This is a genomic window from Variovorax sp. V213 (assembly GCF_041154455.1).
GTDB lineage: Bacteria > Pseudomonadota > Gammaproteobacteria > Burkholderiales > Burkholderiaceae_C > Variovorax.
The window spans coordinates 864493-889315 of record NZ_AP028664.1 but is presented as its reverse complement, the minus strand read 5'-3'; the positions used below and the strand labels follow the sequence as shown (position 1 = coordinate 889315).

The following is a 24823-nucleotide window of genomic DNA, read 5'->3' as shown; positions in this document are numbered from 1 at the left end:
TAGACTGAGTGCGAAGGCACCCGCAGTGCCGGGGGCCGAGGAGTTGGCCATGTACAAGCGCATTCTCGTCGCCACCGATGGCTCTTCGCTCTCCGAGCAGGCGGTTGCAACCGCCATCGACCTTGCCGTGCTGACCCGGGCCGAACTGGTGAGCGTCAACGTCGTGCATGTCCAGCCCTACGGCTATTTCGAAGGTTCGATGATGCTGAACCAGCGCGAAATCGAAGCGTCGCAAGAGCAGGCCAACCAGACCGGCCAGCGCTTGGTCGATGCGGTCCAGAGCGCCGCAACCGCCAAGGGGGTCCGCGGCGCCCAGGCCATCGTCGTGAAGTCGAACCAGGTGGCCGAGGCCATCATCGCGACGGCGAAGAACCAACAGTGCGACCTGATCGTGATGGCTTCCCACGGCCGGCGCAGTTTTGCGCGGCTGCTGATGGGCAGCGAGACGCTGCATGTGCTGACGCACTCGCACATTCCGGTGCTCGTGCTGCGGTAGCCGCACGGCGTTGGCGGAAGGAACCCGCCCCTTCGACTCCATCTGCGGCCTGCGCAGACCCGTGGAAGGTACAGTCCACGGCATTGCTGCATCACGCAAAGGCCGTCTCAAGGGAGTCTGAATGAAATCGATGTTCCCCCGCCTCGCGGGTTGGACCCTGCTGATCCTGTCGGTCCTGGTGACCATCTGCCTCGCGGTTGCCTTGAGCTTCGACTGGAACCGCGCCAGGCCCTGGATCAGCCAACGCGTCAGCGAAGCGACCGGCCGCCCCTTCGCGATCCAGGGCGACCTGGTCCTGCAGTGGGACAGCCCCGAGGCTGAAACCGGCTGGCGGCGCTGGGTACCCTGGCCCCGGTTGAAGGCACAAGACATCACCCTGGGCAATGCCGAATGGGGCAAGACCGGGGCGCACCTGGCCGAGATCAGGCAGCTGACCTTCTCCCTCAACCCTTTGCCTCTGCTGAACCGCACGATCCGGATTCCGACGCTGGAGCTCGACGGCCCCTTGCTTTCGCTCGAACGTACCGCCGATGGCAAGAACAACTGGACACTGGCCTCCGGCGACACGGCCCCATCGCTCTGGAAGCTCGAGCTGCAGCGGCTGGTGCTGAGCCATGGCACGGTGAAGCTCGTGGATGCCATGGCAAAAGTCGATCTGAAGGTCGACATCGACAGCCTGCCGAAAGAAAGCGCCGAGGGCTACGGCATCGGCTGGAAGCTCAGTGGCACCTTCCGGCAAACACCGGTGCGCGGAACCGGCCAGGCCGGCGCAGTGCTTTCGCTGCAGCAGGACAACAAGCCCTATCCGCTGCAAGCCGGCGTGCAGATCGGCGCGACCCGCATCGACGTCGCCGGCACGCTGACCAAGCCCGACGCGCTGGCGGCACTGGACCTGCGGCTCAAGCTCTCGGGCGCCAGCATGGCGCACCTGTACCCCATCACCGGCATCACCCTGCCCAACACGCCTCCTTTCAGTACCGAAGGCCATCTGGTCGGCAAGCTCGACAAGGCCGGCGGCCGCTGGCTCTACGAACACTTCAAGGGCAGCGTGGGTGCGAGCGACATTGCGGGCACGCTGGAATACATCTCGCGGCAGCCGCGGCCGCTGCTGCGCGGGCAGGTGCAATCCAACCAGCTGCGCCTGCAAGACCTGGCGCCGCTGATCGGTGCGGACTCCAACGCCAGCAAAGCCAGGCGGGGCGCCGCGGCCGTCCAGCCGGCGGACAAGGTACTGCCGGTGGAAAAGTTCGACACGGCAAGCTGGGGCAGCATCGACGCGGACGTGAAGTTCGCGGGCCGCAAGATCCTGCATGCGAAGGACTTGCCCATCGAGAGCCTGGTGGCCGATCTGCATCTGGAGGACAGCGTGCTCTCGCTCACGCCGCTCAGCTTTGGCGTCGCGGGCGGCACGCTGGCCGCGACGGCCAGGCTCGACGGCCGGCAGAACCCGATCCGGGCGAACCTGCAACTCTCGGCGCGGCGCCTGAAGATCAAGGAGCTCTTTCCAAGCCTCGACACGATGCGCGCCAGCCTGGGCGAAGTGGGCGGCGACGCGGCGTTGTCCGCCTCCGGCAACTCCATTGCGGCCCTGCTGGGCACTTCCAACGGCGAGGTGAAGGCGCTGGTGAGCAAGGGCACCATGAGCAAGTTTCTGCTCGAAGCCATGGGGTTGAACATCGGCAACGTGGTGGCAACCCAGCTCTTCGGCGACAGGCAGGTCCAGCTCAACTGCCTGGCCAGCGATTTCAAGGTGACGCAAGGCGTGATGCAGGCCCGCTCCTTCGTTCTGGACACTGATGAATCGGTCATTGACGTGACCGGGCTCATCAACCTCTCGAACGAACAACTGGCGCTGGAGATCCAGCCGCGAAACAAGGCACTGCGCGTTCTTTCGCTGCGCTCGCCGCTGTACGTCAAGGGCACCCTCAAGAACCCGGATGTCGGCGTCGACAAGGGCGCGGTCGCGCTCAAGCTGGGTGCCGCGGTGGCGCTGGGCGCCGTGGCTCCGGCTGCAGCGCTGCTGCCGTTGTTGAACGTGGGTACCCAGGAGTTCGCGGGATGTGCGCCGCTGGAGGCCGCCGCAAGCAAGAAGCCGCAGGCACCTGCCGTGCGGCCGGCGAAGCAGCGTCAGCAGTGACTGTCGCTCAGGGCGTGGATCCCCGCTTGGCCGCGACAGCCGCCCGGCATGCCTCGGTGGCGCGATGCGATGCGAGCTCGAAGCAGCGCAGCTGCGCCGCGCGTGCAATCGCCTCGAGCGAGCGGCGTTCCTCTGCCGCCTGGACCTGAAGTTCGACAAGCCATTTCATGGCCATTGCGAGCGCGATCAAAAGGCCGACCAGGGCGGCCATCAATGTCCCCCGCCAGTTCCGGATTCGAAAGGCGGGGGGTTCGGGTTTGTCCATCGATCACGTGGGATCAGGGGAGGCTTATGGCGCAGGCCTGCCCGAGTTCAGCAATTGCCTTTCTTGGCTTGTCCGGGCGGGCAGAAGTTTCCACCTTTTTGCCCGCCCCCTCCCTCGTAGACGGGAACCACACAGCCGCTCATGAGCAAAGAGATGGCGAAGGCAAACATCAGGGTGGCAGCGGTTTTTTTCATGGGGGCTCCTTGTTGAAATTGTGAATCGACGTCGCGAGCAGCCTGATGGCCGTGCGCAAGGGCGCCAAGATAGAAGGCGCCATAACATTTATCCAGGAACTGTTTCACGCTCGGGTTTGGTTTTCGCCAGCAGGGATATCTAAGATGCAACTCTGCCCAGTACTTCACGCACCTGCGAAGATGCGATCGCATTCGACGAACGATCAGCGACATCCGTCACGGTGCCGATCGAAAATCAAGCGGCGCATTCCGTCAAACTCGCGTGCTGTCACCGATAGATTCCACAACCGTTCTACTGAAAAGGAACTCCTGTTTTGAACAAGACCGAACTCATTGCCGCCATCGCGGAAGACACGAACCTCAGCAAGGCCGACGCCGGCCGCGCTTTCGATTCGGCGCTCGAACACCTGTCGCGTGCCCTGGTGCGTGGCGAGTCCGTCCAACTGATCGGCTTTGGCACCTTCACCGTGGCAAGCCGTGCCGAACGCACCGGCCGCAACCCGTCGACCGGCCAGCCGATCACCATCAAGGCAAGCAAGAGTCCCAAGTTCTCGGCGGGCAAGGCGCTGAAGGACGCCGTCAACGCGGGCTGATCCTTTCCTCCCTGCATTGACCAGCGGCGCGCACTCGCTCAACCCTGCGCGCTGCTCCACCCGCCTCCGAGCGCCTTGTACAGGTTGACCAGGTTCACGGCCTGCTTGAGCTGCAGTTCGATCAACTGCTGCTGCCCGGCATAGAGTTCGCGCTGCGCATCCTGGCTCGAGAAGTAGTCTTCCAGGCCGCCGCGAAAGCGCGTCTGTGAAATGCTGGCCACTTTTTCAAGCGACTGCACGCGGATCTGCTGGGCCTCCAGTTGAGGTCGCAGGTGATCTTCGGCAATCAACGCGTTGGCGGCCTCGCGGAAAGCTACCTGCGCCGCGTATTCATACGACGACATGGCGGCTGCAAGCCGCTCTTCGTTGGCGGTGATATTGGCCGAGCGGCGCCCCCAGTCGAACAGGGGCAGCGACACACCAAGCACGCCGGCCCAGCTCCTGTTGCCGCTGCTCAGCAACGAAGAGAAATCCCCGCTGATGCCGCCCGCCAAGGCCGTGAGCGAGATGGTCGGCAGCATGGCGGCCTTGGCCGCACCCACGCCCGAATTGGCGGCCTCGACCCGCGAATAGGCGGCCAGCAGGTCGGGGCGGCGCTGCAGCAGGCTGGAAGGCAAGCCCGCCGTCACCGGCGCCGTCGAACGCTCTGGCCAGGGCCGGGCGCTGCCCGTGTCCGGTGACACCGGCTGGCCGACCAGCACGTTCAACCACTGAAGATCCTGCGCCACGCGCATGCGGTATTCCTCTTGCCGCACCCGCGCGTTCTGCAACAGCGACTGCGCGCGATAAACATCCAGCTGCGCGGCGCCGCCGGCCGCCTTGGCGCGGCCGATCATGTCGGCGTTGGAGGAGAGCCCGCCTTCGTTGGCATTCGCCAGGGCGAGCAAGGCGCGGTCGGCGCGCAGCGTGAGGTATGCATTCGACACCTCGCCCACCAGGTTCATGCGCGCGGCCGCGTAGTCCTTGTCGCCTGCTTCGGCCAAGGCGCCGCCTTGCTGCGCCGTGCTCTGCTGGCGGCCGAAGAAGTCGAGTTCGTACGAAGTCACGCCGGCCTGCACATCGAAGCTGTTGGACACGCCCCCGTTGGTCGGTATATTGCCAATCGGGCTCAGCGACCCCTGCGGCGTGGTCTGCGCGCGCTGGGCGTGGCCCGACAGCCCGATCTGCGGGAACAGCGAGGCGCGGGTTCCGGCATACACGGCCCGGGCCTCGCGCGCCTTCGCAGCGTAGACGCGCAGGTCGCGGTTCTGCGTCAGCGCGGTGGCAATCAGCCCGCGCAGTTCATCGTCCTGCACGAAACTGCGCCAGTCCACCGGCTCGGCGCTTGGCGCCGTCGTGCCAGCCGGCCATTGCGCGGGGGCGGCCAGGTCGGGCTGCTTGAGTGGCGGCGTGAGATTGCATCCGCTCACCACCAGCACCACGCATGTCGCGATCACCAGCAGGAAGAGCCGCAGAAAGAGGCGCATGAAGCCCGCTCCGGGCGCTCCGAATCCCGCGCTCTCGAGCAATGCCGAAGCGGCTCGCCACGGCCGCACCTGGACCGCGACGTGGCTCGGCGGCAGGGTGAACACGTGGCTCACCAGTTGTTCACGCTGGGCCTCGGAGGTGGCGTCGAAGCGCAGCTCGGCACCCGCGGAGCTCTTGCGCGCAAGGCGCGCCTGCAGCCAGCCCACGGAATCGACGTACACCTCGAGCGGCTGTCCCACGCGCATGCGTTTCAGCGGCGCCTCGGCTTCCAGCAAGGCGCCGTCCGCCGCGATGTTGACGAAGCGTGCCTCGCCCTCTCCAGCCGCGGTGCGGACCCGGGTAAGCGCGCGCCAGGGGAAGCGCTCTTCCTGTTCCGGCCGTGGCAGGTCGACGCAGGCCATGAGCGCGGCCAGGCACAGCAGCAGTGCGATGCCGGTCCACACCAGGTTGAGTTCGTCGCCGGGCGTGAGCGCCTCGCCGCTCAAGGCGACCGATGCGCCGCCGAGCTGCAGCGCCACCAGGAGCCCGCCGAACATGGCGACCAGCTTCCAGTGCACGACCGTCTTCGAGCGGTCGAGCCCCTTGTTCGTCACCTTGAAAGGCCGGCCGAAGGGCCGCAGCATCGCACTCGCGAGCGTGCTGGTGACGGCCATGGCCGCCACCAGCTGGCTCACCTCGCTGAAGACGGGCAGGCAGCGCCGCTCGCTGATCCAGTAGCTGTAGGCCCAGAACATCACGAGCGGAGGCAACCCGTAGGCGGCAAAGGCCTGCGGCGTGGCATGGAAGACCGAGACGCCCGCATACCAGTACAGCGCCGGCGCCAGCATGACCAGCGCCATGAAAGGCTTGCCGAGCCAGTGCAGCAGGCCGTGCAGGAAGTGCATCCGCGCCGAGAAGCTGTAGCCCTTGCCGCGCAGCGGCCCCTCGGGCAGAAGCGCGAGCTGCACCGTGCCCAGGCACCAGCGGCTGCGCTGGTTGATGTAGTCGATGATGCTCTCGGCCGACAGGCCGTTCGACAGCCGCTCGCCCAGCCAGCGCGTGATGTGGCCATGCCGAAGCAGCAGGAAGGTGGTGTGGATGTCCTCGCACACGCTGCCCACCGGAAATCCGCCCGCGGCGGTGATCAGGTCGCGCCGCACGATGAACGAGGTGCCCACGCAGAAGGCCGAGTCCACCGCATCCTTGGCCGGCTGCAGCACGTCGAAGAACACGCGCTGTTCGTCGACCCAGCTGTCGGTGGCGCGCAGGTTGTGCTGGATGGGGTCGGCGTTGTAGTAGAACTGCGGCGTCTGCACCAGCCCCACCTTGCGGTCTGCGAACAGGCCCAGCATGCGATAGATGATCTGCCGCTGGGGCGCAAAGTCGGCATCGAGCACCAGGATGTACGGCGCGTTGGTCACGCCCGCCGAAATGCGCAGCCCGTTGTTGAGATTGCCGGCCTTGGCGTGGCTGTTGTCGGGCCGCCGCGCATAGTGCACGCCCTTGCGCTCGCAATAGTCGCGCAGCCAGTCGCGCCGGGTGTCGTCGAGCACCCAGATCTTCACCTGCGGATAGTCGATGGCCTGTGCGGCGAGGATGGTCTTTTCCAGCACGGCCAGCTCTTCGTTGTAGGTGCAGATGAAGACGTCCACCGCCGGCACCTTCGCGCCGCGGCTGCGCAGCTCGGCTTCGCCGCGGTCGGCCAGCTGATGGTTGTCGCGCCGCCGCACCAGCATGTGGATGGACATGAGCGTGTAGACGATGGCCGTCAGCTCGAAGGCGAGGAACACCCAGGCAAACAATGTTTCGAAGCCCAGGTCCGAAGGCGGCATGGTGGCGGCCACGCGCCACACCACATACCGCATCAACAGCAACGCCGTGAGCGCGCCGAACAGCATGCGATGGGAGGCGCGCTGGACCCGCCCCCACGTCATCAGGAGAAGTGCGAGCCCCGCCACAAGGGCGTTGAGCTGGAACTCCGGTGTGGCGATCAGGTGGGACATGGTGAAGTAGCTCCTGCGGCAGTGGTCTTGCCGGTAAAGGGGTTGAGGCCCGTCGCGGCCAGCGCGATCCAGGCGGTGGCGCCCAAATGGGGCCAGCGGTAGTAGAAGAAGTCGGCACCGGCCGAGTCCGGGCCAATGGCCAGGCCGGTGGAAATGCGCGAGCTGGGCGTTGCGTAGTACAGGCCGTTGCCGGCGCGCTGCGATGCGAGCAGTTGCCACAAGGCTTCGGGCGCCGCGCCCTTGCGTGCCACCAACGTTGCGGCGGCCTGGGCAGTGCCCTCGGTCCAGATGCCGTCGGGATTGCGCGAGAAGCCGTAGCCTTCGCCGGAGCGATGGTTCTTCTCCACCCATTCGAGCCCGCGCGTCCAGGCGCAAGAGCCTTCGGGCGCGGCGAGCACAGGCCACAGCTGAGCGTCCAGGCCGGAGCCCTCGGTGGAGATGGTGGCGCCGTCTTCCTTGGTGCCGATGTAGAAGCGCTGCTCAGACGCGTTCCACATGCGGCCCACGAAGTCGAGCGCCGTGCGCGCCTGCCGGCGCTCCGCGTCGGCCTGTCCGCCCGCTGCACGCGCCGCCCATGCGGCCGCCATGGCGATATCGATGTTGTGCTCGGTCGATTTCCAGGTCTGCGCGCGCTGCGCGTTGTCCCAGCCATACCAGCCGCCGTTGTAGCCGTCGGGCGCGTTCCTGGCCCGCGTGCGCTGCTCGATCCAGCCGAGCAGCTTGCGTGCATTTGCCAGGTAGGCGGGCGATGGCTCGGCCTCATTCAGGTTCAGCAGCAGCAAGGCCGCCCAGGCCACGTTGCCCGTGGCCGTGCTCACCTGGTAGGCGTCGGCGATCCACTGGTTCTTGGCCGTGTCCCACCGCCCCGGCAGCGCGGCTTTGTCCTCGGTCATCGGACCCGCGCGGTAGGCGTTGCGCACGCGCCCGTCGGCTGCGTTCGGATCGCGCTCCATCGCACGCACCACCGCGTCGCCGATGCGCTTGGCCGAGGCAGTGTCGCCGCATGCCAGCAGCGCGATGCCGGCCAGCGCGTTGTCATAGGTGAAGGCCACGCCCGCCAGCGCAGGTTCCAGCGGCGTGCCCTGCTTCGCGTCAGCCAATCGGTAGCTGGTGAGAAACAGTGGCCCGGAAGCGGCGCCCTTCTGGTCCTCCGCCACGGCCCGCCGAAGCCCCTCGCAGCTCTGCCGCGCGAGCGCCTGCTGCGCCGCTCCGGCGGGCTGCCGCGGCTGCTGCTGGGCCAACGCCGCTGACATCGGCAGCGCCAAGGCCACCGATGCCACGGCGCAATGCGCCAGAGTCCGCGAGAACGGGAAGAGCTGCATGGTTTGCTTTCGAAGCGAGCGTTACGTCTGTCGGTGCCCGTGCTCAGGACTTGAGGCTGGCCGTCACCACCTTGCCGGGCGCACACAGGTTGCTGCTCGCCGCGGTTGCGGCCGACGACACATCCTTGGCCTCGATGCGCGCCACCGCGTAGATGGAGCCCTGCTCGGCGAAGGGGAACGGCACGCTGTAGGTGCTCTGCAATTCTTCCGACGCCACGGGCAGCAACTGCTCCACGCGCGCCGGCACCGCGGCGCCGTTTTCGGTCAAGGTCACGTCGAGCGTCGAGCCGATGCTCAGGCGCTTGGCCACCCGCGCCGGAAACACTGCCACCACGCCGAGTCGGCTGCAGTCGGTCACGCGCACCAGCGAGGCACCCGCCGTGACGTACGCGCCTTCGGGCGCGAGCACCGAGTGAACCAGCCCTGCTTGCGCCGCCTTGATTTCAAAGGAAGACAATTTTTCGACCCGGCGCCGTTCCTCGTCTTCGAGCTGGATGACCTGCTTGAGCTGCTGCAGGATGGCGGCGCCGTCCTGCTGGGCGCGGCCGACGCTGTTGCGCAGTACCTCGCGCCGGCTTGCGAGCGTCTGGAAAAGGCTGTTGCCCCCCGTGCCCACGAACGCGCCCTGCCCCGCGCTGGCCACGGTCTGCGCCTGACCGGCAAAGGCCTGCTCCGCCACCGACGCATTGGCACGCGCCGTGTTCAGCTGCGCCATCGACGCGTTCATCACCTGCTCGCTGATCGCGCCCTGCTCCAGCAAGGCCTGGTTGGTCTTGACCTTGTTCTCCTGCTCTTCGACCATGCTGTGCGCCACGTCGCGCTGGCGTCGCGCAATCTGCCAGGCCTCCCAGGCCTGGGCCACGGAAGCCTCGCGGTGAACCGTGGCCTCCTGCCCGACCGACCTCATCTCCTGGTTGTCGGCCTTGAACTGGTTGCCCAATTGCGCCAACTGGCTTTGCAGCGCGAGGTGCTGCGAGCGCAGCGTGGTGAGAATTTCCTGGCTGACGGTCGGGTTGCGCACCGTGGCCACGACAGTGCCGACCTCCACGGTGTCTCGCGCATGCACCACCATCTGCGACACCACGCCGTTGATCGGCGACGTGATCAGGCCGACCGGCGCCTGCAGCACCGCCCGGGTGGCCTGCGAAGACAACAGTGGCTGGACCAGCGTTGCCACCATCAGCCACAGCACGAAGGCCAAGAGCGCATAGGCCGCCAGCTTGGGAACAAAGGCACCCGCCTGCCGGCCTCGATGAGGCGCGCGCGGAACCCGCCGGGTCCTCGCGCTGCCAGTGCGGCGATCGCCGCGGGGAAAAACAAATGAAGGCAGTTTCGACACACGCATACCCCACCTCTTGATGCGAAGGCGTGCACCGGGGATCGGCGCAACATCCATGAATGAAAGGGAAATCGCCTGTAGCCCGGCGGAGCTGCCGGCGCCTCGAGGGCCGCCGCGTCCGCAATGCTGCAGTGCAATACGAAGGTACGTCCAAAGGCAAATTCACACTGCTTCGGTAAGCAACAAGATGTGCGGACTTCACATCCTGACCGACCATTCGGTCGAGCGAAGGTCCTACGCCGGCGTCGGATTTGTCGCAGTTGACAACGAAAGGCCTCGTCTGGCAGGCAAAGGCCGCTGGTTTCAAGGCTGCCCAGCCAGCCCTCCAGGTAGCGTCTTCAAAAAGCGCCGGTGTGCAGAAAACCAACCATCGGGATGCAGCAGCCGCGATCTGGGTCGGCCGAACATATCCAGTAACCAACCCGTGCGACTCTGACGGATCTAGGCAACGCCGAGGCCGAGGAAAAGCTGCCAGCGGGCCGTTCCGCGGCCTCCGCGCAGGCGCGTGCTTCCCGCCGGCGTCGAGGAGCTTCACGAGGTGCCGTTTACAAGCGCCGTACGCACGACACAGCGCAATACAAGCGACTGCCAAGTTGGCTTCATAGTGCTTTCCCCCCGTCGCCGGCGCCTTGCCAACGCGCTTGCGAGGGGCACCCCAAAACGCACTTCGGTCACCTTGCCGGGGAGCCAACGGAGTACAGGTCGTGCCATCGCCGAAAAAGAACGCCGCCTTTCCCGAGTCGAGCTCAGGCCACAGCCTCCTGGCGTGGCTTGGAGCGCAGGAAGAAGCAGCCTCGTTCGCGTGCGCGGACCGGAACCAGCGCACAGAGATGTAGCGCTTTTTAGTTAATGTCATGTAACGCCATCAGGCATTACCGACAGGCCAACCGGGCGTATGTACACGCACGGCTGAACGCCCGCCGACTACGCAACGTCAAAAGGGCATGTCATGTTCACCCGTTACGCCATCCCCACGCTGCTGTGCGTTGCAGCCGTTCCCGCGATTTCCGAGGAGCCAGCGCCAGCCCATGATCGCGTGTTTCTAAGCAGGGCCGAGATCGAGAGCACCTTGATCGGCAAGCCCATCGTTTCAAACAATCTTTCGACCGGCATGGTCTCGCGCTGGCAGTTCTACTCGGACGGCCGCGTCGACTTTGCCAATCGAAGCGGCCCTGGCCGTGCGTCGGGCAAGTGGTTTATCAACCCCGACGGCTCGATGTGCGTGACGATGGTTTCTCGAACCGGGTGCCGCTACTGGTTCCGGAACGAAAAGGACGGCGCCATCGCGAATGCCAACACCAGGGAGCCGAATGCGCCTACGGTGGCTGAGATACGGTTTGAGTAGCGGGGCGAGATTGGGCGGCCGGCGCTTCGAAGTGCTGTTGCGCGAAGTGGCAGATTTGGCGGAGAGTGTGAGAGCGACATTTCTCGCACGACAACCACTTAGCCGGCGAGATACCACGCCAATGCCATGATTTCGCATCGACTGCGAGCGCGGGGTGACCGATTCCCCGGGGCGATCGCGGATGGCCGCGCTGAGCCGGCAGTGGCAACTTAAACGAGCGTTCAACTCAGCGAGGAACTCCGCATCCTGTTCCGGACGAGTTGCAGCGTCCTGCCCATTCGCCGAGGTTCGTTGAGCATCCTGTTGATTTCCGCGATGCCCTCCTCGGTGATGCGTATCACCGTGGCTGTTCGGGCGACGTTGTACTTGCCGGCCGAGTCCGATGCGGACGCAATCTCCGCTTCGATGAGACCGGTCGCTTTAAGGACGCTCACATGCTGGACGTCTTCGGGTCTGGTCACCACCTTGGGCAGGGTGACATGCTGCAGGCTCAGCAAATAGAACAGGGGCATAGCCGTTACCTCGTTCGATGCGCTTTCTGATCGAGATTGGCGCTTGCTCGCATCGCTCCTTCGATGGAGAGCGTGACGATATGCCGCTGCCCTGACTGGCGCCTGTCGGACGCCAGCCAGCGACCCTGTAGCTCAAAGGACCTACCCAGACCGCAGAAGCAAGGAAGCCCCTCTTGCGGAGGTCTTGTGCACTAAAGTAGCATTTAATTCCACTTGATTCATTTGGAAACTAGCCATGCCACTCATGAAACCCAATGCCGACTCCTCCGTCGAAGATGCCTGGATTAATGAGTTTGGCCGGGCTTGCCACGAGTTCTGCGCGGGGAGCGCTGATTACGAGCTCATCTATGCGCTGGCAGAAGATCTGCTGCCGATCGGTATGACCATCGATCCACGCAAAGTGGCTGAGCTGGCCAGCGTCGCGCTGGCCTTCACCATGCCAGGAGTGGGCGGGATAGACAGGGCCTTGTAGCGCGCGAAGGCCGCGCCCGCACTTCGCCCAGGCCTCAGCCGTTTTCGGCTTCGGGTTCGGGCTTCCCAAACTCGGCGACCAAGGCCGGCGCCGGCCTGGCGTCAAATAGCTCCTCCACCGCGGCCAGCTTCACCAACTTCTTCGCCTCCTCGATGGTGCCGGCCAGCCAGAGGTCGAACTCGTGCACATCAAGCGGGATCACCGAGCGCTTGTCTTGTTCGGGGAGCGGCATGCGCGACATCAGCGGGTGCTGGTCGGCGTTCATGGTCAAGGGATCTATCCAGAGCTGCCGACCTCTCCGCCGAACATGCCTGGATCAACGAACTTGGCTTTGCAGTGCTCTTTCCGCTGGCTGCTGACCGGGCACCGCGGGAGACGGCCCAGATTGCACTTGCCACGCTCACCGTTCCAACTTTCGAGCAATGGCGAAAGCTGGGACTCCTTCACCTTTCGTATTCAGTACTGGGGCCGTCTTCTGATTTGTTGCATTTGTAGCAGCATTTTTTCTCGACCAATGCGGCTCTAGGCTACCCCGCCACGCTTTTCGGACTTCCAGAGTTGGACGAAGATCACACCACCGAGTCCCAACAGGACCGGTAGTGTTTTCTCAACTGCAACGCACGACAGCGCGGTGCGAGCCGAACCACCCAAGCCCGCCGAGAAGACCCCTCAAAGCCTGCAGTGCCCAAAGCCTGGAGGCTTTGTTGTTTGAGAAAACAGCCAGGATGTCGGGTCGCGGGCGAACGCACGCCCATTTGAATCTCAATGGCTTTCCGGCTTGCCTTGCCAGTTATCGCTGATCGCTATTACCAAATGTGTGCAACTTTGCTTGACGCCACCCTCCGATGCACCCATGACAGAGGGCGAGTTCTTCACCAATGCAGTGGATAAGACGGTGGATAAGCATGTGCGCATCGCCGGAGAGCGTTGTCCTGCCTGCGCCGCGACGTTATGCCTGTAAAAACGGCACCGCAGCGCGCGGGGACCCGGAGGATGGGGTAACCATGTCGGGCCGCCGCCATCGGGTCAGCGAGCCGAGTGCTGTCGAGCGACGCCATTTCCAACGGCTCAAAAGTGTCTAGGGACGCCAAGGCGATTCAGTTCCAGCGGCGCGCGCGGAGGATCGTACGGTCCGCACCGAGCCTCACAGGTCTTCTTCAGGGTGAAGAAAAAAGTCCCGTCGCATGAACTGCGCGGGACTTTTGGAAACTTGCTCAGATTGATTCTGGCGGAGAGTGTGAGATTCGAACTCACGGACGATTTCTCGTCGGCAGTTTTCAAGACTGCTGGTTTAAACCACTCACCCAACTCTCCGGAACCGTCGATTTTATGCTGACGCTCGGCCCTCAAGCCTCGGGCAGGAAAAGCGTCTGCAGGTCGCTCAGAAAATCCAGCCCGCGTTCGGTGGGCCACACGCGGTGCAGGTCGCGCGCGATGAGGCCCTTGCGCTCGGCTTCTTCCATCCCTTTTTGGATGCTGGTCATGGCCAGCCCTGTGCGCTCGCTGAACTGGGGCAGCGTGAAGCCTTCTTTCAGGCGCAGCGCGTTGAGCATGAACTCAAACGGCAGGTCGGCCAGCGCGACTTCTTCGCTTTGCGTCACGGCGGCGCCTGCGCGGGCGTTGTCCATGTACAGGCGCGGTTCGCGAAAGCGCACCTGCCGCACGATGCGATGGGCAAAGCTCAGCTTGCTGTGGGCGCCGGCGCCAATGCCAAGGTAGTCGCCAAACTGCCAGTAGTTGAGGTTGTGCGCGCAGGTGTGGCCGCTGCGCGCATAGGCCGAAACTTCGTAGCGCGACATGCCGCTGGCGGCGGTGCGCTCGGTGATGCGGTCGAGCATGGCGTAGGCCACGTCGTCTTCGGGCAAGGCCGGCGGAAACTTGGCGAACCAGGTGTTGGGTTCGATGGTGAGGTGGTACACCGAGATGTGCGGCGGCGCGAGCGCCAGCGCCTGGGTCAGGTCGGCATCCAGGCCCTCGAGCGTCTGGCCCGGCAGGGCGTACATCAGATCGAGGTTGAAGGTGTCGAAAGCGCTCGCGGCTTCTTCGACGGCGGCAATGGCCTGTGCGCGGTCGTGCACGCGGCCCAATGCCTTCAGGTGCTCGTCATTGAAGCTCTGCACCCCCACCGACAGGCGTGTGACGCCCGCACTGCGGTAGGCGCGAAAGCGGTTGCGCTCGAAGGTGCCGGGGTTGGCTTCGAGCGTGATCTCGCACTCGGGCGCCAGTTTGAGACGCGCCCGCACGTCGCCCAGCAGACGGTCGATGGCCTGGGGCGAAAAGAGGCTTGGCGTTCCGCCGCCAATGAAGATGGTGTGGACGGTGCGGCCCCAGATGAGCGGCAGCGCGGCGTCGAGGTCTGCAATCAGCGCGTCGAGGTAGGCGGCTTCGGGAATGCCCTGGGCCTCGGCCTCGCTGGTGGCTCGCCACTCGTGCGAGTTGAAGTCGCAATAAGGGCACTTGCGCAGGCACCAGGGCAGGTGGATGTAGAGCGACAACGGCGGCAGCGCCGCAAGCTGCAGCGGGCCGGGCCGCATCCAGTGCAGCACGTCGTTGGCCTGCGGCGCGCCGGTGGGCTGCGCGGGCTGAATGGGAACGACAGTGGCCATCGGTCAGAACCAGCGTTCGCGCATCAGGGCCAGCATGGCTTTTGCCGCCTGGCCCCGGTGGCTGTTGGCATTTTTCACCTCGGGCGGCAGCTGCGCAAAGGTCTTGCCGAAGCTGGGCAGGTACATGACGGGATCGAAGCCAAAGCCGTTGTCGCCAATGGGCGCCTTGGTGATTTCGCCGACCACGCGGCCGACGGCGATGAGGGGCTCGGGGTCGTCGTGCCCGCGCAGCGCGACCAGCGTGCTGACGAGTGCGGCGCGCCGGTTGACCACGCCGTCGAGCTGCTCGAGCAGGGCCTTGACGTTGTTGGCGTCGCCCTTGGCATAGCCGAACTGTGTGGCATAGAACGCTGTATCGACGCCCGGCAAGCCGCCAAAGGCGTCGACGCAAAGCCCGGCGTCGTCCGCAATGGCGGGCAGGCCGGTCGCGGCGCTGGCATGGCGCGCCTTGGCCAGCGCGTTTTCGACGAAGGTGCGAAACGGCTCCTCGGCCTCGCCCACGCCCAATGCCGATTGGGGCACGAGCGTCACCGACAACTCCGCAAACAGTTGCTGGAGTTCGGCAAGCTTGCCGGCGTTGTTGGAAGCCAGAACCAGTTTCATCGCAGTTACTTCGAAAGCAAAGACTGCTGCTGCAGCACGATCAGTTCGCCGATGCCCTTCTCGGCCAGACCGAGCAGGATGTTCATCTCGTCGCGCGAGAACGCCGCGCCTTCGGCAGTGCCCTGCACTTCGACGAAATGGCCGGCGCCGGTCATGACGACGTTCATGTCGGTATCGCAGGCCGAGTCTTCGGTGTATTCCAGGTCGAGCAGCGGGGTGCCGCCGACGATGCCCACCGAGATGGCGGCCACGTGGCCCTTGATGGGAGAAGCGGCCAGCGTGCCGGCGGCGAGCAGCTTGTTGACGGCGTCTTGCGCGGCGACGAATGCGCCGGTAATGGCCGCGGTGCGGGTGCCGCCGTCGGCCTGCAGCACGTCGCAGTCGAGGTGGATGGTGCGTTCGCCGAGCGCGGCCAGGTCGAACACGGCGCGCATCGAGCGCCCGATGAGGCGCTGGATTTCCTGGGTACGGCCGCTTTGCTTGCCGCGTGCGGCCTCGCGGTCGCTGCGCGTGTGGGTGGCACGCGGCAACATGCCGTATTCAGCCGTGACCCAGCCTTCACCGCTGCCGCGCTTGTGCGGCGGCACGCGCTCTTCGACCGAGGCGGTGCACAGCACGCGCGTCTGGCCGAATTCGATGAGCACCGAACCTTCGGCGTGGATGGTGAAACCGCGGGTGATGCGCACCGGGCGCAGCTGGTCGGCGGCACGGCCGGCGCTTCGTGTGAAAGCAGTCATTTTTGTGAGGGGTACGTGGGAATGAAACGGAACTCATCGGCCAGCCGCGCCGCAGCGCCGGCGTTGCCGGCTGCGCGGGTGAAGACCGCCTTGAAAAGGGTGGGCAGCCACGCAATGCGCGGCACGCCCGGATATCAAATCTTCTTTGCCGCAGAGCGGCGAATGGCCTCGTTGATTTCGGCAATCGAGCGCTCGATGGCGTCTTCGTCCATGTCCTCGATCTCGCCGTCGGAGGGCATGCCGGCCTGGATGGTGGACGCAAAAACGCCGTCGTCGATGGTCTCGGTGGAAACGCCGCGCTCTTCGCGCGTCGAATCGGGCATTTCCCATTCGAGCGCGATGAGCGTCACGTTGTCGCTGTGGGCGCCGCCCTTGCGAAGCGCCATTTCGGCAAGATCGGGCGCGGCATCGGACACCGGCTTGTCGGAAGACAGCGTGTGCACGATGACGGCATCGTCGAGCACGCCCCAGACGCCGTCCGAGCACAGCATGATGCGGTCGCCGCGCTGCAGCTGCAGCGGCGCCGAAATATCGAACAGCGGCGTGGTCGGCGAACCCAGGCAGGTGAGCAGCAGGTTGCGGTTGACCGGCATGTCCGAGCCCTGCGGGCGCGGGCGTTCGGCGTGCGAATGGTCGCGCGTGCGGGTCAGCAGGCGACCGTCGCGCACCACGTAAAGGCGCGAGTCGCCGCAATGCATCCAGGTGGCCGTGGTGCCCTGCAGCAGGGCCGCGACGACGGTGGTGCGCGGCGTGTCCAGCATGGCCTTGTGGCTGGCGTACCGCATGATCTGCTGGTGCGCGGCCATGGCCGATTCGGCCAGGAAGGCCTTGGCGTCCTTGACGGTGGGTCGCGCTTCGCGCTGATAGAGCGCCGCGATGGTCTGCAATGCCAGCTGGGCCGCCACCTCGCCCTCGGGGTGGCCGCCCATGCCGTCGGCCAGCACGAAAAGGCCCGACTCCCGCGTGTAGCAGTAGCCCATGCGGTCTTCGTTCTTGAGACGGCCACCCTTGCGGCTGACCTGGAATACCGAGAATTTCATGCCGGACGCGTCGTAGGTGCCGCCGCCCTGGGCAGGGCTTTCTTGTCGAAGGAGCGGATGTTGTCGAATGAAAGCCGCACCTTTTCGCCAACGGTGAGCTTGGTGTAGCGCCGCTCGCCTTCGCGGCTCAGTTCTTTTTGCAGCGCAAAGACCGATTGCGGACGCGAGAGCGGATCGAGCGACATGCACCACTCGACCACTTCGATGAGGTTGTCCGAATACACGCCGCGCAGGCGCGACAGCGACAGGCTGAGCCGGTCTTTCTCGATGCGGCGCGGAGCGTCGTTGGGCGGGTAGCCCTGCATGCAGGCGTAAATGCAGGCGCCGATGGCGTAGATGTCGGTCCAGGGGCCCATCGACGAATCGCGCCGGTACATCTCGGGGGCGGCAAAGCCGGGGGTGTACATCGGCCGGATGAAGATGCCCTCTTTGCTGAGCACCTCGCGGGCGGCGCCGAAATCGATCAATACCGCGCGGTCTTCGTCGGTGACGAAGATGTTGGCGGGTTTGATGTCCAGGTGCAGCATCTTGTACTGGTGAACGATGCGCAGGCCCCGCAGGATTTCATCGAAAAGCGACCGGATGGTCGATTCCCGGAAAACCTTGGGCCTTTTCAGGTCGCGCGCGGTCACCACGAAGTCCTGCAGGGTCGCACCCTCCAGGTAGTTCATGACCATGTAGACGGTTTCGTTCTCGCGGAAAAAGTTGAGAACGCTCACCACCGAGGCATGCGAGATCTGCGCGAGCGAGCGGCCCTCCTCGAAAAAGCTCTTCAGACCGAGCCTGTAGAGGGAGAGCTTTTCGGGCGGAACCTCGGGCGTGAGCTCGCCCGGCCCGCGCGTGGCGAGCGAAGACGGCAGGTATTCCTTGATGGCAACCTGCTGTCCGCCGGGGTCTATGGCGAGATAGACAACGCCAAAACCGCCTGCGGAAAGCCGGCGAACGATGCGGTAACCGCCAATGACCGTATCGGGCAGCAGGGGCGAAGGCTTGACCTTTGACATAATCCGGGAGTTTCGCCCGAAGGCGATGGTGCGGCAAGCGAACGCCATGCCGACGCCTCGGTGCATGCAAGCAAAACCACAGTGAGGCGCAATGCCAGTTTACAGCATGACCGGCTATGCCAGTGGCCAGAACGGCCCCGTTGGCAGCCACTCCGAAGCCGAAGCACGGCCTACCGCCGCGGGACGACTCGGGGTCGAGATACGCTCGGTCAACAGCCGCTTCCTCGATCTCACCTTCAAATTGCCGGAGGAACTGCGCCAGCATGAAACCGCGCTGCGCGAGCTGCTCACCGGCAAGCTCAAGCGCGGCAAGGTCGAAGTGCGGGCCGCCATCGAGAACACCGCGCAGGCAGGTGTCGTCGAACCCTCCGTCAAGCTGCTGCAGCGGCTGAACGGCGTGCAGGACGGCATCAAGGCCTGGCTGCCCAGCGCCCGCGAATTGAGCGTGGCCGACGTGCTGCGCCTTGCGGGCGGCGACAGCGCTGCCCGTGGCGACTGGGGCAGCGACCTGCTCGAGGTGACCGGCAAGGCGCTGGACGCCCTGATGTCCGCCCGCCAGCGCGAAGGCGCACGGCTTGCCAAGATGCTGGAAGCCCATCTGGCCCAATTGCGCACGCTGGTCGAACAGGCCGGCCCGCTGATTCCCCAACTGGTCGAGCAGCAGCGCGCACGTTTCCTGGAGCGCTGGCAAGAGGCCATGGGCCTGACCGGCGGCACCCTGCCCGAGGCCGCCCAGGACCGGGCGCTGAACGAGGCCACCGCCTTTGCCATCCGCATCGACGTGGCGGAAGAGCTCACACGCCTGAATTCGCACCTCGACGAAATCGAGCGGTTGCTCAAGAAGGGCGGCGAAATCGGCAAGCGGCTGGACTTCCTGATCCAGGAACTGCACCGCGAGGCCAATACACTGGGCTCCAAATCGGCCGCGCTGGAGCTCACCCGCATTGGCGTGGACATGAAGGTCCTGATCGAGCAGATGCGCGAACAGGTACAGAACATCGAATGAGCGAGCGAATGGACTATCCAGGCAATATTTTTGTCGTCGCGGCACCGAGTGGTGCCGGCAAGTCGAGCCTGGTCAAGGCGCTCATGGAACTGGATACGGCCGTCCAGCCCTCGGTTTCCCACACCACGCGGCCACCGCGCGGGCAGGAAAAGCACGGCCGGGAGTACTTTTTCACCTCGCCGTCGGAATTCGACGCCATGATCGCCGCCGACGGCTTCGTGGAGTGGGCCCACGTGCACGGCCACCGGTACGGCACCTCCAAGAAAGCCATCGAGGAGCGAATCGCCCAGGGGGCCGACGTCATCCTGGAGATCGACTTCCAGGGCGCCATCCAGATTCGCAAGACCTTTGCCAACGCGGTCATGATCTTCATCCTGCCGCCCAGCTGGGAAGAATTGCGCTCGCGGCTGGAACGGCGCGGCGAAGACAGCGCCGCGGTCATCGAACTGCGGCTCAAGAATGCCGCGGAAGAAATGGCCCGGGCGGGGGAATTCGACTTCGTTATAATCAACGAGTTATTTGAGCGCGCGCTTTTCGATCTCAAGGCGATCGTCCACGCTCAGCGGCTTCGGTATTCTGCACAGCGCCGCGCACGTGCCGACACATTCGCCGCCCTGAACATCCCCTGATTTCCTGCTCACCGACCGAAAGATTCTCATCATGGCCCGCATCACCGTCGAAGATTGTCTGCTTCAGATCCCCAACCGCTTCCAGCTGGTTCTGGCCGCCACTTACCGTGCGCGCATGCTGAGCCAAGGCCACGCGCCCAAGATCGAGAGCAAGAACAAGCCGGCGGTGACCGCCCTGCGCGAGATCGCCGAAGGCAAGATCGGCATCGAAATGCTCAAGAAGGTACCGGGCTGATCTGACGCCCCCCTGCAACGAAAAGGCACCGCAAAGCGGTGCTTTTTTTACGTCTGGACGCGTCAATACAGCGGTCACGCTAAAGTGGTAGCCATGAGCGCGGTTGCCAAACATCAGTCCCATGCCCCTTCGGGCACGCCGAAGCCTAGCCCGGCGGCGCTGAATGCGGCCGCCGCGAGCTTTGCCGCCTTGACGGCACGCCTCGATTATCTGAGTTCCGAAGACACGGAGTTGGTACGCCGCGCCTACCGCTTTGCCGACGAGGCCCACCTGGGCCAGCTGCGCAACAGCGGCGAACCGTACATCACCCATCCCATTGCCGTGGCGGCGCAATGCGCCGAATGGAAGCTCGACGCCCAGGCGCTGATGGCCGCCCTGCTGCACGATGCCATCGAGGATTGCGGGGTCACCAAGCCGGAACTGATCGAGCGCTTTGGAGCCCCGGTGGCCGAGCTGGTCGACGGGCTCACCAAGCTGGACAAGCTGCAGTTCAATACCCGCGAAGAGAATCAGGCCGAATCGTTCCGCAAGATGCTGCTGGCCATGGCGCGCGACGTGCGCGTCATTCTGGTCAAGCTGGCCGATCGCACGCACAACATGCGCACGCTCGACGATGCGCCGCGTGAAAAATGGGCCCGCATTTCGCGCGAAACGCTCGAAATCTACGCGCCCATCGCGCATCGGCTGGGGCTGAACCAGACCTATCGCGAACTGCAGGAGCTGTCGTTCCGGCACTTGAAGCCCTGGCGCTACGCCACCCTGTCGAAGGCCGTGGCCAAGGCACGGGGGCGCCGCCGCGACCTGATCCACAAGGTGCAGCGCGAGGTCGAGACCGCTTTTGCCAACGCCAACATGACGCTGCGCATTGCGGGACGCGAAAAAACGCTCTATTCGATCTACCGCAAGATGGAAGAAAAACACCTGAGCTTTGCCCAGGTGACCGACATCTACGGCTTTCGCCTGATCGTGCCGAACGTGATCGCCTGCTACACCGGCCTGGGCATCCTGCACCAGATGTACAAGCCGCTGCCGGGCAAGTTCAAGGACCACATCGCCATTGCCAAGCTCAACGGCTACCAGTCGCTGCACACCACGCTGGTGGGCCCAGCCGGCGTGAACGTGGAGTTTCAGCTGCGCACCGAGGCCATGCACGTGGTGGCCGAATCGGGCGTCGCGGCACACTGGCTCTACAAGGCCGCGGAGCCGAATGCGGCCGGCAACGACAGGCTCGGCACCAAGTGGCTGCAGTCGCTGCTCGACATCCAGGACGAAACCCGCGATGCCGCCGAGTTCTGGGACCACGTCAAGGTCGACCTCTTTCCGGATGCGGTGTATGTTTTCACGCCAAAGAGCCAGATTCTGGCCTTGCCGCGCGGCGCCACGGTGGTCGACTTCGCCTACGCCATCCACAGCAACATCGGCGACCACACCTCGGCCGCCCGCATCAACGGCGACCAGGTGCCGCTGCGCACCGAGCTCAAGAACGGCGACGTGGTCGAGGTCATTACAGCCCCCGTGTCGACGCCCAACCCAGCCTGGCTCGGCTTCGTGCGAACCGGGCGGGCGCGCTCCAAGATCCGCCATTACCTGAAGACACTGGCCCATGCCGAATCTGAAGGCCTGGGCGAAAAGCTGCTGGCCCAGGCACTGCGCGCCGAAGGCCTCAGCAAGCTGCCGGCCGACGACGACGAACACGAGGCGCTGTGGGAAAAGCTGCTGCGCTTCACCGGCAACCGCACCCGCGCCGAACTGCTGACCGACATCGGCCTGGGCAAGCGGATTGCCAGCATCGTGGCAAAGCGCCTGGTGGCCATGCTGTCCGAGTTGGGCGAGCGGCCGGATGCGCTGCTGCTGAGCCGCGAACGCTTCATTTCGCACGAAACCATCTCGCAGGGCGCCGTCACGCTGGACGGCAGCGAGAACTCGTCGGTCCGCTTTGCGCTGTGCTGCCGGCCCATCCCCGGCGACGAGATCGTCGGCTACCTCGGGCATGGCGAAGGCCTGGTGGTGCACACCGAAAGTTGCGGTGTCGGCCAGCGCCTGCGTCACAAGGACAGCGAACGCTTCTTCGCGGTCGAATGGGCGGACGAACCGACCCGCGCCTTCGAGACCGGCGTGGTCATCACTGTGCGCAACGACAAGGGTGTGCTAGCCCGCGTGGCCGCGACCCTGGCGGACGCCGAAGCCGACATCACGCATGTCGAAATGGCCGACGAAACGCCGCAGGATTCGACCGACCTGCGCTTCGTGATTGCCGTGCGCGACCGCACCCACCTCGACGCCGTATTGCGCGCTGCGCGGCGTACCGCTTCGGTGCTGACCGCCGCGCGCACGGTACCCGCGGCCTGAAAAAACCGTAGGGTTGAATGGCTATGCCGGATCAGGAGCCGGATAGCTGACCTGCAGCAACTCGACCTCGTGCGCGCCGCCCGGCGTGACGAGCTTCACCACGTCGCCCTCGCGTGACTTGAGCAACGCCCGCGCGATCGGGGAAATCCAGCTGACCTGCGACTTGGCGCTGTCGGCTTCATCGATGCCCAGGATCGTCACGCTGCGCTCGTCGCCAGTCTCGTCGACATAGCGAACCGTGGCACCAAAGAAAACCTGATCGCTGCCGTGGTGCACCGAGGGATCGGTGACCTCCGCGATCTCGAGCCGCTTGGTGAGAAAGCGAATGCGCCTATCGATTTCCCTGAGGCGTTTCTTGCCGTAGAGATAGTCGCCGTTCTCCGAGCGATCGCCGTTCTTGGCAGCCCAATGCACGGCCTCCACCACTTTGGGGCGCTCTTCGTCCATCAACTGGAGCAATTCGTCGCGCAGCCGGGCATAGCCGGCAGGCGTCATGTAGTTCTTGCTGCCGCTGGGCAATGCGGGGGCGGTGCTGTCGCCGCCATCGTCGTCGCCGTCAGCGTCGGTTTCCTTGGTGAATGCTTTGCTCACGATAGAAGCTCCCAAGCTGCTTTTCTCAACCCAGGTCCGAGCGCTTGCAGTCGAAGACCACGCTTTGCTCGACCGCCCTCAGCGCAGGCACCTTGTTCGCGAAAGCAACGCCGGCGCTGACAAGGCGCCACTCGCTCGCCTTGAACAGCTTGAAAAGGTGCGTGACCTCGGTTCCGACCGTGGGAATGGAGTTGAAAACATAAACCGGTTCCCCAGACTGGCTCTCGTCCATGCCCACCAGATCGGCCCTCATCTTGCCCATGGTTTCCGTGTCTTTTGTTCGGGAACGCACGACGTCGAGGTTGACAGTGCGAGAGTGCTCGTCGATTGAAATTCGGCGCACCCAGTTGAAAGGCAACGCCGGTCCGCTGCTTGCGCCCGGGACGCAGGTGATGGTTCCTGCCGATGCCGCGCCTGCTGCCGAAGACAGCATGAGGAATTGGAGTGCAAGCCGCTTTGCCGAAATGCTCATGGTGCGTTGCGCGTTGTATGACTGGGCTGAACTTTAGCCCCAGGCGCATGAGCGTGCCTTCTCTTCGCGCCTTGACCACGGCGGCACCGGCTGCGATTACCCAAAAGAAAATGGCCTGGAAGATCTAAATCTTCCAGGCCATTCAAGAGAGTGGTGCGGCTGGCAGGAATTGAACCCACGACCCCTTGGTTCGTAGCCAAGTACTCTATCCAACTGAGCTACAGCCGCACAGCTATCGATTATAGCATCCATTTTTGCCCCCGGCGAACCAAGTCAGAAAATGAATGCCAAGTGGTAGGCCGTGATGGGCTTGAACCATCGACCAACGGATTATGAGTCCGCTGCTCTAACCAACTGAGCTAACGGCCCACGAGAGGCCATGATTCTATTCGCGGCGCTGCCTACTTGCGGTGGCTCAGCGCATTGCTGACCAGCCGGGAGGTGATGTCGACGATCTGGATCATGCGCTCGTAGGGCATTCGCGTCGGCCCGATGACGCCGAGGGTGCCCACCACCTGCCCGTCGACTTCGTAGTTGGCGCTGACGATGGAAAGCTCCTCGAACGGCACCACCTGGCTCTCGCCGCCGATGAAAATGCGAACACCTTCTGCCTTGCTCGACACGTCGAGCAGCCGCATCAGTTGTGCCTTTTGCTCGAACAGCTCGAAAGCACGGCGCAACTGTCCCATGTCGCTCGAAAAATCAGTCACGGAGAGCAGGTTGCGCTCGCCGGAAATCACGACGTCGTCTTCTTGCGCCTCGGTGAGCACCTCGGAGCTGACATTCACTGCCGCCTGCATGAGCGCTGCAATCTCGCCGCGCAATTTTTCGACTTCGGATTGGAGCCGGTCGCGCACCTGCTCGATGGTCAGGCCCGCATAGTGGGCATTGATGTAGTTCGATGCCTCCACCAACTGCGACTGCGAATAGTCGGCCTCCGGAAAGATCACCCGGTTCTGCACGTCGCCGTCGGGCGAGACGATGATCACCAGCAGCCGCCGGTCCGAAAGCTTCAGGAATTCGATCTGCTTGAACACCGAGGCGCGCCGCGGCGCCATGACAACGCCGACGAACTGCGACAGGTTGGACAGCAGGTTGGCCGCGTTGGCGATCACCTTCTGCGGCTGGTCGGGAGCAAGGCTCGGTGCGCTCATCTGCTCGCGCTGCGCCGTGAGCATGGTGTCGACGAAAAGCCGATAGCCGCGAGCGGTGGGAATGCGTCCGGCCGAGGTGTGCGGGCTGGCAATCAGCCCCAGCGACTCCAGGTCCGACATCACGTTGCGGATGGTCGCGGGGGACAGGTCCAACCCGGGCGCGCGCGACAAAGTCCGCGACCCGACCGGCTGGCCTTCGGCGATGTAACGCTCGACGAGCGTCTTGAGGAGCAACTTGGCACGGTCGTCCAGCATTGCAAGATTTTAGTGTTG

At 64.6% G+C, this 24823-nt stretch carries 24 protein-coding genes and 3 tRNA genes; 9 read left to right on the top strand and 18 right to left on the bottom strand.

Features of this window, described 5'->3' with window-relative positions:
* The first annotated feature begins 49 nt into the window (after positions 1–49).
* Positions 50–496: a universal stress protein gene (locus tag ACAM55_RS04325; protein WP_369654829.1), complete on the top strand. Its 447-nt coding sequence runs from the start codon at positions 50–52 to the stop codon at positions 494–496.
* Positions 497–617: 121 nt separating this feature from the next.
* Positions 618–2633: an AsmA family protein gene (locus ACAM55_RS04320; RefSeq protein ID WP_369654828.1), complete on the top strand. Its 2016-nt coding sequence runs from the start codon at positions 618–620 to the stop codon at positions 2631–2633.
* Between the two features lie 7 nt (positions 2634–2640).
* On the opposite strand, the gene ACAM55_RS04315 is transcribed toward ACAM55_RS04320, so the two are convergent.
* Both ACAM55_RS04315 and ACAM55_RS04310 read right to left on the bottom strand, forming a co-directional pair.
* Positions 2641–2844 carry a hypothetical protein gene (locus tag ACAM55_RS04315; RefSeq protein WP_369654827.1) on the bottom strand — a complete coding sequence of 68 codons (204 nt, stop codon included), beginning with the start codon at positions 2842–2844 and terminating at the stop codon, positions 2641–2643.
* 101 nt (positions 2845–2945) lie between these two features.
* The gene (locus tag ACAM55_RS04310; RefSeq protein ID WP_369656489.1) at positions 2946–3200 is read right to left on the bottom strand and encodes a hypothetical protein; all 255 of its coding nucleotides are present in this window, start codon (positions 3198–3200) and stop codon (positions 2946–2948) included.
* A gap of 206 nt (positions 3201–3406) precedes the next feature.
* Here ACAM55_RS04310 and ACAM55_RS04305 point away from each other — a divergent pair, with 206 nt between their 5' ends.
* Positions 3407–3685, top strand: a complete 279-nt coding sequence (locus ACAM55_RS04305; protein ID WP_369654826.1) for an HU family DNA-binding protein — start codon at positions 3407–3409, stop codon at positions 3683–3685.
* Positions 3686–3723: 38 nt separating this feature from the next.
* On the opposite strand, the gene ACAM55_RS04300 is transcribed toward ACAM55_RS04305, so the two are convergent.
* Genes ACAM55_RS04300 through ACAM55_RS04290 form a run of 3 tightly spaced genes read right to left on the bottom strand, consistent with a single transcriptional unit; the run spans position 3724 to position 9801 of the window.
* Positions 3724–7134 carry an efflux transporter outer membrane subunit gene (locus tag ACAM55_RS04300; RefSeq protein ID WP_369654825.1) on the bottom strand — a complete coding sequence of 1137 codons (3411 nt, stop codon included), beginning with the start codon at positions 7132–7134 and terminating at the stop codon, positions 3724–3726.
* Entirely contained in the window at positions 7122–8456 is a 1335-nt protein-coding gene (locus ACAM55_RS04295) for a hypothetical protein (protein WP_369654824.1), read from the bottom strand. Before ACAM55_RS04295 ends, ACAM55_RS04300 begins: the two co-directional genes overlap by 13 nt.
* A gap of 43 nt (positions 8457–8499) precedes the next feature.
* Entirely contained in the window at positions 8500–9801 is a 1302-nt protein-coding gene (locus tag ACAM55_RS04290) for an HlyD family efflux transporter periplasmic adaptor subunit (RefSeq protein WP_369654823.1), read from the bottom strand.
* Positions 9802–10744: 943 nt separating this feature from the next.
* Between ACAM55_RS04290 and ACAM55_RS04285 the strand changes: the two genes are divergently transcribed.
* Positions 10745–11140: a hypothetical protein gene (locus ACAM55_RS04285; RefSeq protein WP_369654822.1), complete on the top strand. Its 396-nt coding sequence runs from the start codon at positions 10745–10747 to the stop codon at positions 11138–11140.
* 221 nt (positions 11141–11361) lie between these two features.
* On the opposite strand, the gene ACAM55_RS04280 is transcribed toward ACAM55_RS04285, so the two are convergent.
* Complete coding sequence (locus ACAM55_RS04280) at positions 11362–11652, bottom strand: hypothetical protein (protein WP_369654821.1); 291 nt, start codon at positions 11650–11652, stop codon at positions 11362–11364.
* Between the two features lie 244 nt (positions 11653–11896).
* Between ACAM55_RS04280 and ACAM55_RS04275 the strand changes: the two genes are divergently transcribed.
* Positions 11897–12124 carry a hypothetical protein gene (locus tag ACAM55_RS04275; protein ID WP_369654820.1) on the top strand — a complete coding sequence of 76 codons (228 nt, stop codon included), beginning with the start codon at positions 11897–11899 and terminating at the stop codon, positions 12122–12124.
* A gap of 34 nt (positions 12125–12158) precedes the next feature.
* Here ACAM55_RS04275 and ACAM55_RS04270 read toward each other — a convergent pair whose 3' ends face one another.
* The 7 genes from ACAM55_RS04270 to ACAM55_RS04240 all read right to left on the bottom strand — a co-directional run bounded on the left by ACAM55_RS04270 (position 12159) and on the right by ACAM55_RS04240 (position 18114).
* Positions 12159–12389 carry a hypothetical protein gene (locus tag ACAM55_RS04270; RefSeq protein ID WP_369654819.1) on the bottom strand — a complete coding sequence of 77 codons (231 nt, stop codon included), beginning with the start codon at positions 12387–12389 and terminating at the stop codon, positions 12159–12161.
* Between the two features lie 961 nt (positions 12390–13350).
* A tRNA-Ser gene (locus ACAM55_RS04265) sits at positions 13351–13438 on the bottom strand.
* A gap of 32 nt (positions 13439–13470) precedes the next feature.
* Complete coding sequence (gene hemW, locus ACAM55_RS04260) at positions 13471–14730, bottom strand: radical SAM family heme chaperone HemW (RefSeq protein ID WP_369654818.1); 1260 nt, start codon at positions 14728–14730, stop codon at positions 13471–13473.
* Between the two features lie 3 nt (positions 14731–14733).
* The gene (locus ACAM55_RS04255) at positions 14734–15333 is read right to left on the bottom strand and encodes a non-canonical purine NTP pyrophosphatase (RefSeq protein WP_369654817.1); all 600 of its coding nucleotides are present in this window, start codon (positions 15331–15333) and stop codon (positions 14734–14736) included.
* 5 nt (positions 15334–15338) lie between these two features.
* Positions 15339–16070: a ribonuclease PH gene (rph, locus tag ACAM55_RS04250; protein ID WP_369654816.1), complete on the bottom strand. Its 732-nt coding sequence runs from the start codon at positions 16068–16070 to the stop codon at positions 15339–15341.
* Between the two features lie 134 nt (positions 16071–16204).
* Positions 16205–17110, bottom strand: coding sequence for a PP2C family serine/threonine-protein phosphatase (locus ACAM55_RS04245; protein ID WP_369654815.1), 906 nt, complete (start codon positions 17108–17110; stop codon positions 16205–16207).
* Positions 17107–18114: a serine/threonine protein kinase gene (locus tag ACAM55_RS04240; RefSeq protein WP_369656333.1), complete on the bottom strand. Its 1008-nt coding sequence runs from the start codon at positions 18112–18114 to the stop codon at positions 17107–17109. The genes ACAM55_RS04245 and ACAM55_RS04240 overlap by 4 nt, the downstream gene beginning before the upstream one ends.
* A 91-nt stretch (positions 18115–18205) precedes the next feature.
* Here ACAM55_RS04240 and ACAM55_RS04235 point away from each other — a divergent pair, with 91 nt between their 5' ends.
* From ACAM55_RS04235 to ACAM55_RS04220, 4 genes are all read left to right on the top strand, one after another.
* A complete protein-coding gene (locus ACAM55_RS04235) occupies positions 18206–19120 on the top strand; it encodes a YicC/YloC family endoribonuclease (protein ID WP_369654814.1) in 915 nt (304 codons plus the stop codon).
* Between the two features lie 8 nt (positions 19121–19128).
* A complete protein-coding gene (gmk, locus tag ACAM55_RS04230) occupies positions 19129–19749 on the top strand; it encodes a guanylate kinase (protein ID WP_015867099.1) in 621 nt (206 codons plus the stop codon).
* Between the two features lie 31 nt (positions 19750–19780).
* Positions 19781–19984, top strand: coding sequence for a DNA-directed RNA polymerase subunit omega (gene rpoZ / locus ACAM55_RS04225; RefSeq protein WP_021009011.1), 204 nt, complete (start codon positions 19781–19783; stop codon positions 19982–19984).
* Positions 19985–20077: 93 nt separating this feature from the next.
* Complete coding sequence (locus ACAM55_RS04220; RefSeq protein ID WP_369654813.1) at positions 20078–22333, top strand: bifunctional (p)ppGpp synthetase/guanosine-3',5'-bis(diphosphate) 3'-pyrophosphohydrolase; 2256 nt, start codon at positions 20078–20080, stop codon at positions 22331–22333.
* A 21-nt stretch (positions 22334–22354) separates the two neighbouring features.
* On the opposite strand, the gene greB is transcribed toward ACAM55_RS04220, so the two are convergent.
* The 5 genes from greB to hrcA all read right to left on the bottom strand — a co-directional run bounded on the left by greB (position 22355) and on the right by hrcA (position 24805).
* Positions 22355–22924, bottom strand: coding sequence for a transcription elongation factor GreB (gene greB / locus ACAM55_RS04215; protein ID WP_369654812.1), 570 nt, complete (start codon positions 22922–22924; stop codon positions 22355–22357).
* A 25-nt stretch (positions 22925–22949) separates the two neighbouring features.
* On the bottom strand, positions 22950–23396 hold the full coding sequence (locus ACAM55_RS04210; protein ID WP_369654811.1) for a hypothetical protein: 447 nt from the start codon (positions 23394–23396) through the stop codon (positions 22950–22952).
* A 151-nt stretch (positions 23397–23547) separates the two neighbouring features.
* Positions 23548–23624, bottom strand: a tRNA-Arg gene (locus ACAM55_RS04205).
* A 64-nt stretch (positions 23625–23688) separates the two neighbouring features.
* Positions 23689–23765, bottom strand: a tRNA-Ile gene (locus ACAM55_RS04200).
* Between the two features lie 32 nt (positions 23766–23797).
* On the bottom strand, positions 23798–24805 hold the full coding sequence (gene hrcA / locus ACAM55_RS04195) for a heat-inducible transcriptional repressor HrcA (protein WP_055802742.1): 1008 nt from the start codon (positions 24803–24805) through the stop codon (positions 23798–23800).
* Positions 24806–24823 lie beyond the last annotated feature (18 nt).